Here is a 12,236-nt window from a genome sequence, read left to right as displayed (position 1 = left end):
CTCATGCTGTCATACGAGGTGCCCAAATCCCGTGGTCGAATGAAAGTTCCCGCTGCTCAGGTCCGGCCCCTGTGCGACTGCCTCCCAGTACGCTTGTGCACATGAGCGCACCAGAAAACCACGCCGATGTTGCCGCGGAAGAGGTAACACGCATTCACCCCCGGAGCGTACTGGGCCGTCTTCCCCGTTACGCAGCCGGCAAACCGCCGGTAGTTGTGGAAGGCCTGGAGAGCTACAAGCTCTCCTCGAACGAGAACCCTCTGCCGCCGCTGCCCGCGGTGCTGGAAGCCATCTCCGGGCAAACGCAGGTGAACCGTTACCCGGACCCCATGACAACAACCCTCCGCACCGAACTCGGCGGGTTCCTTGGGGTTCCGCCTGAAGACATTGTGACCGGGGCAGGAAGCCTCGGCGCGCTCAACCAGATACTCGCTGCCTTCGCGGGCCAAAATGACTACGACGCTCCCGACGAGGTCATCTACCCATGGCGATCCTTCGAGGCTTACCCCATCTGTGTGGGGCTGGCTGGAGCCATGAGTGTCCGGGTTCCACTACTCCCGGACTCTTCGCACGACCTTGACGCCATGGCAGCTGCAATCACAGACCGAACCCGGGTCATCCTGCTCTGCACGCCCAATAATCCGACAGGCCCCGCGCTCACGGAACAGGAAGTACGGAGTTTCCTCGAGCGCGTTCCGTCAAACGTCGTCGTGGTTCTGGATGAGGCGTACGTGGAGTTCGTCCGGAAAGCCGGAGCAGTTGATGGAATTCAGCTGTACCGCGACTATCCCAACGTCATTGTCCTTCGTACGTTCTCCAAGGCCCACGGCCTGGCGGGGCTGCGCGTGGGGTATTCCATCTCCCAGCCGGAGCTCACGGAGCACCTCCGTGTCAGCGCTACGCCCTTCGCAGTTTCGCAGATCGCCGAGCACGCAGCGGTCACCTCGCTACGCCACATCGATGAGGTCAGGGAGCGGGTGCAGGCCCTCGTCGACGAGCGAACCCGCGTAACCTCACGGTTGAAGGAGCTGGGCTGGCACATTCCGGAAGCGGAAGGTAACTTCCTCTGGCTCGCACTGGGCGAACAGACCCCGGAGTTCGCTGCGCTCGCTGAACAGCATGCGCTCTCCGTTCGAGCTTTCGGGACCGAAGGCATCCGGGTGAGCATCGGAGAACCCGAGGCAAACTCGCGGTTCCTGGAGCTCTGTGCCGGATATCCCAGCGGTCCGCGTGTCCTGACCGTTCATAAATAGGCGGCAGGCGTTGTCATCGTTACTCTAGGTAGACTGCTGCATGCACTGTAGTGCATGAACATGCCGAAAGTATACTGCCCACGGAATATTACCTGCGAGGAACCAGAGTATGGCAACACCCCGCCTGCCTGCAGCCGAGTTCGATGCAGAGGATCAGCTCGACGCGCGCCACCTCCCCGAGCACCCGACCGACCCGTCAGGGATGGTCCAGATGCTCACGCCCGAAGGCGAGCTGAAAGACTCTCCTTTTCGAGGCTATGCGCCTGCGGACGATGAACTGGCCGCGCTCTACCGGGACATGTACCTGATCCGTCGATTCGATCAGGAAGCGACTGCGCTGCAGCGCCAGGGCGAGCTTGCCCTCTGGGTACCCATGCGTGGCCAGGAGGGCGCGCAGATTGGTTCGGCCCGAGCCATGCAATCGCAGGATTACGCCTTCCCGACCTACCGCGAGCATGGCGTTGCCGTCGCACGCGGGGTTGCGCACGCGGATCTGCTCAAACTGTTCAGGGGTGTCACCAATGGAGGCTGGGATCCGAAGGACTCCAACTTCCACCTCTACACCCTGGTGCTTGCCGCCCAATGTCTGCATGCGGTCGGCTACGCGATGGGAATGCAGCGGGACCAACTCGTGGATCAGGCCCTCCCCAAGGCAGCTACGGTTGCCTACTTCGGGGACGGTGCAAGCTCCGAGGGAGACGTCCATGAATCGATGGTTTTCGCAGCGTCGTTCAATGCACCGGTGGTCTTCTTCTGCCAGAACAACCACTGGGCGATCTCCGTGCCGACCGAGGTTCAATCGCGTGTACCGCTTGCTCACCGCGCGCATGGGTACGGCTTCCCCGGGATCCGCGTGGATGGGAATGACGTCCTGGCGGTGCAGGCGGTGACCCGATGGGCGCTCGACCGCGCCCGTAACGGGGGAGGACCCGTCCTGATCGAGGCCTTCACCTACCGAATGAGCGCACACACCACGGCGGATGACCCAACCAAGTACCGGCTCGCCGCCGAGGAAGAGCAGTGGGTGGCGCGCGATCCGCTGACCCGCGTCGAGGAACGCCTGCGCGCTACGGGCACGGGAGACGATTTCTTCAAGGAGCTCGAGGAGGAAGCGAAAGGTCTCGCCGGAAAGCTCCGGGCGGCCGTCCTGTCCATGGAAGCACCCGGGCTGGAACACCGCTTCGCCACTACCTACGCGGAAGCGCACCCGCTCATCCAGGAGGAACTGCAGGCCTGGAAGGACTATGAAGCCGGATTCGACGTCGAGGGAGGTTCGCGCTGATGCCCGTCATGACCATAGCTAAGGCAATCAACGAGGGTCTTCGAGCTGCGCTTAGCGCCCACCCCACTTCACTGTTGATGGGCGAGGACATCGGTGACCTCGGGGGCGTCTATCGCGTCACCGAGGGCCTGAAGGCCCAGTTCGGGCCGGACCGCGTTGTGGATACCCCGCTCGCCGAGTCCGGGATCATTGGGACGGCCATCGGGCTTGCGCTGCGTGGCTACCGCCCAATCTGCGAGATCCAGTTCGACGGGTTTGTCTTCCCGGCCTTCAACCAGATCACCACCCAGCTCGCCAAGATCCACGCTCGCAGCGATGGTCTCCTCACGGCGCCGGTCGTCATCCGGATTCCTTACGGCGGCGGTATCGGCAGCGTTGAGCACCACTCCGAGTCGCCCGAAGCCCTTTTCGCACACACGGCGGGCCTTCGGATCATCACACCGTCCAACCCACACGACGCGTACTGGATGATCCAGCAGGCGGTCACCTGTGCGGATCCAGTGATCGTCCTTGAACCCAAGCGCCGCTACTGGCTGAAGGGTGAAGTGGACGTGTCGGCAGTGCCGGCGAGTCCATTCCAGGCCGAGGTCCTCCGTGAGGGAACCGACGCCACCATCGTCGCGTACGGTCCTCTGGTTCCCGTTGCCCTCGCTGCAGCCAACGCTGCCGCCGAGGACGGCTCGAGCATTGAGGTCATCGACCTGCGGTCTATCTCGCCGATTGACTTCGACACGGTGACAGCGTCCGTGCTCAAGACCGGCCGGCTGCTGATCGCGCATGAAGCGCCGACCTTCGGCGGCATCGGCGGAGAGATCGCAGCCCGGATCACCGAGCGTGCCTTCCTGTCCCTCGAAGCGCCGGTCACGCGGGTCGGTGGCTTCCACCTGCCCTATCCCACGGCGCGCACCGAAGAGCACTACCTGCCGGATCTCGACCGTATCCTGCATTCGCTCGACACAGTCCTCGCCTACTAGAAGGATTCCCATGACGCTGAACACCTTCAACCTCCCCGATGTGGGCGAGGGTCTGACGGAAGCCGAAATTGTCCGCTGGCAGGTCCAGCCCGGCGCAACTGTTGCCGTCAATGACGTGATCGTGGAGATCGAAACCGCCAAATCGCTGGTTGAGCTTCCCTCTCCTTACGCCGGTGTGGTCGCTGAACTCCTTGTTCAGGAGGGGGAGACCGTTGAGGTGGGAACCCCCATCATCTCGGTCTCCGACGTTCCGCTGGAGAATTCCGGCAAGACGGGAGAGCCACCATCCGCCGCACATGTGCCCGGCGAGCTCGTCACGCCGCCCGCGGCGCCAGCAACATCGACGGATACCAGCGCGCCGCTGGTGGGAACCGGGCCGAAGGCCGACTCCTCCCGACGCAGGCCCCGCGCCGGCCGTCCCAGCCCTGTTGCCGCCCAGACAACGACGACGGCGCCCGCTCCCGCTCCAGCGCAGGTTCCCGCTGCGCAGCTGGCCTCCGCTCCGCCGACGACCTCGGGCGCAGTGCGTCGGGCGCTCGCGAAGCCGCCCGTGCGCAAGGCCGCCCGCGACCTCGGCATCGACCTGGCCGATGTGCCCGCCACCGGCGGGTCCGGCGAAGTCACCAAGCAGGACCTCCTCAGCTATCAGGCGCAACGGGATGCCGAGCAGGACCACGCGCCGTCGTTCTGGGGTGCAGCCAGCCGCCCGCAGGACGAGCGGGTGGAACGGATTCCAGTGAAGGGCGTACGCAAGGCCACCGCCCGCGCGATGGTGGAGAGTGCCTTCTCCGCACCGCACGTGAGCATCTTCGTGGATGTCGACGCCTCCCGGACCATGGAGTTTGTGAAGCGACTCAAGGCTTCGCGCGACTTCGAGGGCATCAAGGTATCGCCGCTGCTGATCCTCGCGAAGGCCGTGATCTGGGCAGCAGCGCGTAATCCGTCAGTCAATGCCACCTGGACTGATCAGGAGATCCTGGTCAAGCACTTCATGAACCTCGGCATCGCGGCCGCCACACCGCGCGGGCTCATGGTGCCCAACATCAAGGACGCCCAGGACCTCTCGCTCAAGGAGTTGGCCGTAGCGCTCAACGAGCTCGCCCTGCGCGCCCGGGCAGGAAAGACCCAACCCGCGGAAATGCAGGGTGGAACTCTCACCGTCACCAACATCGGCGCGCTGGGCATCGATACCGGAACCCCGATCATCAACCCGGGTGAGGTGGCGATAGTGGCGTTCGGAACCATCAAGCAGAAGCCCTGGGTGCTCGACGGCGAGGTCATACCTCGCTGGATCACTACCCTCGGCGGCTCCTTCGATCACCGCGTGGTCGATGGTGACCTGAGCGCGCGGTTCATGGCGGACGTCGCCTCCATCCTTGAGGAACCGGCCCTGCTGCTCGACTGACGTGCACGGCCGGCAGCACCGGCGGACCGGATCGGCCGCTGGTGCTCAGGCCTTGACGGAGTTGCTTTCGATCGCAGCCTTCAGGATCGGAGCCAGACGTCGTATGCCCTCCTCGATCTCCTCCGGAGAGACTGCGCTGAAGGCGAGGCGCAGCTTGTTGGACGGCTCGTCCGACGGTGTGAAGGCGGCGCCCGGAATGAAGACGACGCCGGCGTCGATCGCCTGGTAGAGCAGCGGGTAGGTGTCCACTCCCTCGGGAAGGGTGACCCACACGAAGAAGCCTCCGTCCGGCGTCGTCCAGCTGACGCCCTCCGGGAGGTGCTCGGCGAGGGCCTTTAGCATGGTGGAGCACCGCTCGCTGTAGAGGGAGCGGGTCGTGGAGAGGTGCCCTTGCCAGTCGTAGTCGCTCAGGTAAGCGGAGACAAGCATCTGGGTCAACGGTGACGGACAGAGCACGACTGCCTCACACGCCAGGTAGAACCGCCGGTGCAGGTGGCGCGGTACAAGGGCCCAGCCAAGGCGTACCCCGGGCGCGAAAATCTTCGAGAATGAGCCGAGGTAGATGACGTCGTCGGGGTTGTCCGCCCGCATGGGCGGCAGGGGATGACCATCGAAGCGAAGCAGGCCATAGGGGTTGTCTTCGAGAATGAGGATGTTGTTGGCCCTGCAGATCTCGACGATGCGCTGACGCCGGTCTGCAGCGAGCGTGATGCCGCTGGGATTGTTGAAGCTGGGGATGGTGTACAGCAGCTTGATGCGACGACCCTCGGCGAGGAGATCCGCGATGCGCTGCTCCAGCTTCTCCGGCACCAGCCCCTTGTCATCCATCTCGATGGCCTGCACGTCCACCTGGTAAGCCTCGAAGGTGTTGAGCGCGCCCACGTAGGTGGGGTCTTCACAGAGGATCACGTCACCGGGATCGCAGAAGACCTTGGCGGCGACGTCCTGGGCAGACTGGGAGCCGGTTGTCACGACGATGTCGGCCGGGTCCGCGTCCATGATCCCTTCCGCGGCCATCACGTCGCAGATGTGCTGCCGGAGCTGCTCCATCCCCTGACCGCCGCCGTACTGCAGGGCCTCAAGTCCGTGCTCGGAAATGATCCGCCCGGCCGTCTTGCCCAGGTCATCCAGGGGCAGCGACTTCAGGTAGGGGCTGCCGCCGGCGAGTGAGACCAGCCCTGGACGGATGGAGATATCGAAGACGTCGCGGACCGCGGACTGCTTGATGTTGGCGGCTCGTTCCGAGAATAGGTGCTCGTGCCGGTGAGCCGATTCGACCGCCCGTTCGAGGGCTACCTCCGTTTCGGCGGGCAGCAGCGTCGAGTTCAGTTCATCCTGGGAAGTCACGCGTCGAGTCTAGAGGACCCGTTCACCGTTAGGCAACGGAAGTTGACTAAATCCACCCCGCCTGGTGAGCCTTGATGCCCGCCTGGAAGCGGCTGTCCGCCTGCAGGGTCTCCAGCATCCAGGCGATATGGCGCCGGCAGGTGCGAACGTTGATGTCCAGGCGTCGGGCTATCACCTCGTCGGAATAGCCTGCGGCCAGACCCTTCAGGATGGCCTGCTGGGTGTTGTTCAGCGGGGATGGATTCGGGTCATCGATGAGGAACGGCTCGCTGAGCTCCCACGCGAACTCGAACAGTTGCGTGAAGATGTGAATCAGGTGCGGATCCCGAACCACCAGGGCTGCTTTGTCATCATGCTTGAGCTGACGCGCTACAAGCGCGAGCTTCCGGTCGAAGATGAGCATGCGCAAGGGAACCCGGGGTAGCGCGCCGAACTGTCCGCCGCCGGCGCTGATCGCCGCGACCGCCTTGCGGGTTGGCACGTGGTCCCGGGTGCTGATGTCGTACAGCGTCTTCCGCTCCACGCCCTTGCTGAGAAGCTCGAGATCCTTACGGACGTTCTCTTCGTGCACATCAGCCGTGGAGCCCTGACCGGGCTGGGCAATCAGCACCTTCTCCGTGACGTCCCTGCCATAGTCGATCAGGACCCTATGGATGAGGTGCGGATCCTCGAGCGTCTCTACGGATGAGCTCGTGATGACGCCCTTTCGGGCATCGAGGTACGTCGGCACCAACGTGGAAAGCTCACGACGCCGGGCACTGATCCTTGACCGCAGGTCCTGCACCGCACGCTCGTCAGCATCGACAAGATCTGCCAGGGCGACGTCCGGTGAGACGGCGACATAGGCGTGGGAAGAACCGTTCTGCTCGCTGAGCAACCGGCGCTCCACGAGCACTTCCATGGCCGAGTCGATCTCCCGTAGGGTGTACCCCAGTGCGTCTGAGGCTGCGGACCTCGTCCATCCGGGGTTGCCAACTGCATAGCGGTACAGCTCAATCGATATGCCGTCGAGCATCCCCGGTTCCCCTTTCCGACGTGACCGAGTTCTTATGGGTAGCCTACAGACCCGGTGTTCGAGTGCGATCCTCCGTTTGTTGCACCGACCGTAGCGCAGAGGCCGAAACCGCTCGTGAAAAACATGACATGTCAGTTTAATGACATGTAAGGGAAACCTCGCCACAAAACCGTGCACATAGCCTTGGATCCGCGGGTTCAGGCGTCATTGCGGCGCCCTGGGGGCGTCTGTGAGAGTGGCGACCAAGGCTCAAATGTCCTCATCAGGTCATGTCCTGAATAGGGTGCCCTCCCAAGTGGACAACCGTCAGCCGTGGCACACATGCTGGGATCTACCGGCTCGACGGCGAGCGGGATCGCGTCACACGCAACCTTGACGGAAGGGAACGTCCAGTGAAGAAGATTATCGGCGCGGCCGCAGGCATCCTCGTAGCAGCCGCGGCTCTGGCACCGGCAACCCCGGCAGTTGGAGCAGCAAGCTGGGATTGGCCAAAGACCGTAACCGCAAGCTGGGACTGGCCAAAATAAGTCCATCCTCAAAGAGTTCCTGGCCTTCAACGCTGAAGCCGGAACACCCACAGACTCGCCCCAGCGGGGGTAACCATTAGCCCAAAGGAGGATGCCATGAGTCAGCTGACAGCAGTTCGAACCGCCTCACGAACAGCACCCAGCGCTCAATGGTGGCATCTCTCCACACAAGCAGGCGGCTTCGATGTAGCGGACGGCATCATTGGAGACCTGGTTACCCCGCTGGCGGCGCAGGCACAAGTACTGCGAGCTGGAAGATGGTTCTACACGCGGAGTGTAGAACCATCTTCTGTTCAGGTTCGGCTACACATCCTTGCTCAGCCCGGCACCATCGAGCGGTTGCAGGCAGTGCACCAGGTTCTCGTGAAGCGCAACAGCAGCACATTGGCCCCCCTGCCTTACCGCCAGTCCATCTCCACGCCTGCTACCAGCGGTTACTACCTCCGTGGAGCCGAGGACGCCGACCCTCAGCTCGAAGCAGAGCTCTTCAAGTACGGCGGCGTCGAGGGCCTTCAGTTGGCGGAGGAAGTCTTCGAGCTGTCCTCGGAGCTCGCAGCCTGGGGAACGCAACGGTTCTCAAGAATGCACAGCCGTTCGGCTTTCGCCGCACTTATCCTTTTCGATTCCGCTCGGAGCATGATGAAGGGTTCACGGTCCGCGAGCTGGGCCGATCGCCGTCGAATCTCCTGGGATTACTACTGGGACAGCCATCTCAAAACCTGCACACCCGACCTCGGTACACGTGGATCTGCTGTCCGCGAGGCAATGGCCAACCAGGTGAGCGCCAAAGCCCCGGCTTTCCAGAGCCTCATGGCCGCAACCGCTGCCGAATCAGCCGTTCACAACTGGCGACGCCGCTGGTTCCGAGCAGTAGACACCTATCTCTACCGGGCAGATAAGGCGCGCGTAAGCCGCAGCGCCCAGCACCTGACTGTTCACCAGGCGCACATGACCCTGAACCGCCTGGGTTTCAACTCCCGTGAGGAAGCAGTACTGGGCTTGTATGCCCGCACGTGGAGCGCGGACCGTGAACGAGCCCTGTTCAACCGGAACTGACCAACTCCTGCTCGATCGTCGCCACCTAGACGAGAAAGGAAAGTGCAGCATGGCCCACCACAAAGATGTCATCCTCGCCGCTGACGCACACGACCTGAGTAAAGCATTGGGATGCTCGCCCGACACCGTGGAGGATCTCCGCGGAATGGGCGTCATTGCTTCCCAGGGGGAGCTTTGGGAAGTCGGAGCGGCGCGCGACTACCTCCGCGACGCGGCCTGGGCAGACAATCTTTGGCACTGACTTCCGCAGACGTTCCACCAAAACTTCGTAAACATCCCCCAAAAGCAGCAGCCCGGACCCCCAGGGTCCGGGCTGCTGCTTCAGTTTGCTAGCCGTGAGGCTGCTCCACGGCGACGTCCTCCAGCGGCTTCTTACTTGGCGTCAAGCACTCCGCCGTCACGCAGCCGGCTGATCAGGGAGCTGAGTTCCAGGCGAAGCGTTGTGCTCGTTTCGGCAAAAAGCGCGTCCTCCAGGGTGCGCGCGTCGGCGAGGGCGCTGGCTCCTGCGTCGGTGATCCTATGAACACCCTGCTGCGTCTCGACGAATCCAAGCTGGGTAAGTTCGATGAGGGAGCGTTCACTGACCGACTCCGAGAGGAGGCACTGCTCGGCGATTTCCCGCGCCGTAGCTTCGCGCAGCTCCGCCAAGCCACTGAGCACAGAGAGGTCGAGCGGAGTGAGTCCCAACTCAGCCAGCTGGGAGTGCAGGTGCTGCTGCACAAAGTGGGCTGCTGTGGTGAGCATGAGGCGAGTGGAGTGTGTGTCTGTGGGGGCGCCGTCGTCGTGGGTAGTCTCGATGGGCGCAGAGGAAGCCGGCAGATCACTGCCGAGGTCTGTAGAAATTTGAGCGCTGGGCTCCGGTGCGGTGGCCATAGGGTCCCTTGGTACGAGGAATTCCGTGGCCACTGCTTGACCGATCAACGATCTTAGTACGGCTTCGCTCAGCCCGTAAACTCGGAGTCGGAATGCCGCGTCATGCCGAAGGCGGACTGCGGCCCTAGGGTTGGGGCATGGACACAATCAGGACTGCCCTCATTGGATTCGGTTTGGGAGGGCGTGTTTTCCACGCTCCCTTCATCAACGCGAACAGCCGCTACTCGCTCGATGTTGTGGTGACCTCCAACAAGGACCGGATCTCGCAGGTGCAGGAACAGTACCCGTCGGCCCGGATCGTCCACACAGTAGATGAGCTATGGCAGCAGATGGATCACCTGGACCTCGTCGTCGTGAGCACGCCGCCGGCCACCCACGCCCCGCTCGCGGAGCGGGCGCTGCGGGAGGGCGCAGCCGTCGTCGTCGATAAGCCGTTCGTGGTGGACTCGGCCGATGGTGAGCGGCTCATCGACATCGCCCGGGAGGAGGGACAGTTGCTGACCGTCTTCCAGAACCGGCGGTGGGACGGCGACTTCCTGACGGTGCGGAAGCTGCTCGAGGAAGGCAAGCTCGGCACGGTGCGGCGGTTCGAATCCCGGATGGAGACGTACAAGCCTCTGGTTACCAAACCATGGAAGGCCGCGAGCCGCAGTGAAGACGGCGGCGGCATCCTCTACGACCTTGGGCCCCACCTGATCGACCAGGCACTGCAGTTGTTCGGGGAGGCCGAGCTCGCACACGTTGAGCGCGCCGCGCACCGTGAGGTCGAGGGGCCCGACGACGACGTCTTCCTCGCCCTGCGGCATTCCTCCGGCGTCATCAGCCACCTCTGGATGAACGCGCTGGCACCTCAGGCGGCGCCGCGCTTCCGGATCACCGGTTCGGAATCGGCGTACACCAAGTGGGGAGTTGACGTTCAGGAGGCCGCCGTGGATGCGGGCATGCTGCCCACCGATCCTGGGTACGGCGTGGAGGACCGGCTCGCATGGGGCCTGCTCGGCTTCGACCATGAGGCCACGCGTTTGCCTACGGAGAAAGGCACCTATCCCACGTTCTACGAGCTCCTCGCGGCGGCCCTGCAGGATGGGGGCGAAGTGCCTGTGGATCCGGCGGACAGCCTGCGTGCCCACCGGATCATTGAGGCGGCCCACACCTTCTAGACCAGCTGGCGCCAGTCCTCGGTGAGTTCCAGACCGTGCGCTTCCGACACGGAATGGTGGGCAACGGCGCCGTCGGCAATGTTCAGGCCGTGCGCCAGTGCGGGAATCGCCTCGAATGCGCCGCGCACACCCTTGTCAGCCAGTGCAACGGCATAGCGGAGGGTGACGTTGGTCAGCGCGTAGGTGGACGTGTTCGGGACGGCGCCGGGCATGTTGCCCACGCAGTAGAACAGCGACTGATGCACCGTGAACGTCGGATCCTCGTGCGTGGTGACGTGGGAGTCCTCGAAACAGCCGCCCTGATCCACCGCGATGTCCACAAGGACGCTGCCCGGCTTCATGCGGGAGACCATGTCATTGGTGACCAGCTTCGGTGCCTTCGCTCCCGGGATGAGAACGGAGCCGATCACGAGGTCTGCATCGAGCACGGCGCGCTCGATCTCGAACGCATTGGACACAATGGTCCGGATCCGTCCGGCGTACTGCGCGTCGAGTTCCCGCAACCGCGCGATGTTGATGTCCATGACCGTGACGTCGGCACCGGTTCCAACAGCCATCGCCGTGGCGTTGGTACCGGCCACGCCGGCGCCCAGCACAACCACCTTCGCCGGACGCACGCCCGGTACGCCGCCCAGCAGCAGCCCGGGACCTCCCGCGGGCGCCGTCATGACCTGCGCGCCAACCTGTACGGAGAGGCGACCGGCGACCTCGGACATCGGCGCAAGCAAGGGAAGCGCCCGACCGTCCTGGACGGTTTCGTAGGCGATCGCGGTCACGCCGGATTCCATCAAAGCGTGGGTCAGCTTCGGTTCAGCAGCGAGGTGCAGGTACGTGAACAGGATCAAGCCCTTGCGGAAGCGGTGGTACTCCTCGGCGACGGGCTCCTTCACCTTCATCACCATGTCCGCGCGCGCCCAGACGTCATCGGCGTCGTCGACGATCTCTGCACCCGCTGCAACGTATTCATCGTCGGTGATGTTGGAACCAACGCCCGCGGATCGCTCCACCAGGACCGTGTGGCCGTGCGTGCGGAACTCGTGCACTCCCGAAGCCGTAATGGCTACACGAAACTCGTTGTTCTTCACTTCTTTGGGGACGCCGATGATCACGGGATTCTCCGTCTGCTGTCAGGGTTCTGAAGTTGGGCAGGAGCTTGTGGCGCCTGCAACTACAGGATACGAGCGGCGCTGTCGCGCGGACAGGGGCGGAACAACCGGCTTTCAGGCACCGGAACGACGACGGCGGGTGCGGGGGTCGTCGTCCGGTCCTACTGCTCCGCACACGCAAGCGGAAGGGAAGGAAATGTGATCGGGACCACTAACATGGAACCCGCACGTCCTCCAG

At 63.6% G+C, this 12,236-nt stretch carries 11 protein-coding genes; 7 read left to right on the top strand and 4 right to left on the bottom strand.

The features are described 5' to 3' along the window. Positions 1 to 101: 101 nt before the first annotated feature. The 4 genes from RIF85_RS06060 to RIF85_RS06045 all read left to right on the top strand — a co-directional run bounded on the left by RIF85_RS06060 (position 102) and on the right by RIF85_RS06045 (position 4,914). Positions 102 to 1,253 (top strand): histidinol-phosphate transaminase, encoded by a 1,152-nt coding sequence (locus RIF85_RS06060; protein ID WP_309071018.1) that lies wholly within the window; start codon positions 102 to 104, stop codon positions 1,251 to 1,253. Positions 1,254 to 1,362: 109 nt separating this feature from the next. Then, complete coding sequence (gene pdhA, locus RIF85_RS06055) at positions 1,363 to 2,535, top strand: pyruvate dehydrogenase (acetyl-transferring) E1 component subunit alpha (protein WP_309071017.1); 1,173 nt, start codon at positions 1,363 to 1,365, stop codon at positions 2,533 to 2,535. Continuing rightward, positions 2,535 to 3,509: a transketolase C-terminal domain-containing protein gene (locus RIF85_RS06050; protein WP_309071016.1), complete on the top strand. Its 975-nt coding sequence runs from the start codon at positions 2,535 to 2,537 to the stop codon at positions 3,507 to 3,509. Before pdhA ends, RIF85_RS06050 begins: the two co-directional genes overlap by 1 nt. 10 nt (positions 3,510 to 3,519) lie before the next feature. Continuing rightward, complete coding sequence (locus tag RIF85_RS06045) at positions 3,520 to 4,914, top strand: dihydrolipoamide acetyltransferase family protein (RefSeq protein WP_309071015.1); 1,395 nt, start codon at positions 3,520 to 3,522, stop codon at positions 4,912 to 4,914. A gap of 45 nt (positions 4,915 to 4,959) precedes the next feature. Here RIF85_RS06045 and RIF85_RS06040 read toward each other — a convergent pair whose 3' ends face one another. Together RIF85_RS06040 and RIF85_RS06035 are read right to left on the bottom strand one after the other, a co-directional pair. Further along, positions 4,960 to 6,261 (bottom strand): PLP-dependent aminotransferase family protein, encoded by a 1,302-nt coding sequence (locus RIF85_RS06040; protein ID WP_309071014.1) that lies wholly within the window; start codon positions 6,259 to 6,261, stop codon positions 4,960 to 4,962. Positions 6,262 to 6,307: 46 nt separating this feature from the next. Continuing rightward, on the bottom strand, positions 6,308 to 7,276 hold the full coding sequence (locus tag RIF85_RS06035) for a helix-turn-helix transcriptional regulator (RefSeq protein WP_309071013.1): 969 nt from the start codon (positions 7,274 to 7,276) through the stop codon (positions 6,308 to 6,310). A gap of 623 nt (positions 7,277 to 7,899) precedes the next feature. Here RIF85_RS06035 and RIF85_RS06030 point away from each other — a divergent pair. After that, positions 7,900 to 8,859 carry a lantibiotic dehydratase C-terminal domain-containing protein gene (locus tag RIF85_RS06030; protein WP_309071012.1) on the top strand — a complete coding sequence of 320 codons (960 nt, stop codon included), beginning with the start codon at positions 7,900 to 7,902 and terminating at the stop codon, positions 8,857 to 8,859. Positions 8,860 to 8,908: 49 nt separating this feature from the next. Then, complete coding sequence (locus RIF85_RS06025; RefSeq protein WP_309071011.1) at positions 8,909 to 9,100, top strand: hypothetical protein; 192 nt, start codon at positions 8,909 to 8,911, stop codon at positions 9,098 to 9,100. Positions 9,101 to 9,231: 131 nt separating this feature from the next. Here RIF85_RS06025 and RIF85_RS06020 read toward each other — a convergent pair whose 3' ends face one another. Continuing rightward, positions 9,232 to 9,732 carry a helix-turn-helix domain-containing protein gene (locus RIF85_RS06020; protein ID WP_309071010.1) on the bottom strand — a complete coding sequence of 167 codons (501 nt, stop codon included), beginning with the start codon at positions 9,730 to 9,732 and terminating at the stop codon, positions 9,232 to 9,234. 137 nt (positions 9,733 to 9,869) lie between these two features. Here RIF85_RS06020 and RIF85_RS06015 point away from each other — a divergent pair, with 137 nt between their 5' ends. Then, positions 9,870 to 10,892: a Gfo/Idh/MocA family oxidoreductase gene (locus RIF85_RS06015; protein WP_309071009.1), complete on the top strand. Its 1,023-nt coding sequence runs from the start codon at positions 9,870 to 9,872 to the stop codon at positions 10,890 to 10,892. Here RIF85_RS06015 and ald read toward each other — a convergent pair. Continuing rightward, positions 10,889 to 12,001: an alanine dehydrogenase gene (ald, locus tag RIF85_RS06010; protein ID WP_309071008.1), complete on the bottom strand. Its 1,113-nt coding sequence runs from the start codon at positions 11,999 to 12,001 to the stop codon at positions 10,889 to 10,891. The two genes, RIF85_RS06015 and ald, sit on opposite strands and share 4 nt — an antisense overlap. Between the last annotated feature and the right edge of the window lie 235 nt (positions 12,002 to 12,236).

Origin of the sequence: Arthrobacter sp., assembly GCF_031179385.1 — a bacterium.
Classification (GTDB): Bacteria; Actinomycetota; Actinomycetes; order Actinomycetales; family Micrococcaceae; genus Arthrobacter_D.
Note: the sequence above shows the minus strand (reverse complement) of the source record. Positions and strands in the feature narration are given on the sequence as shown.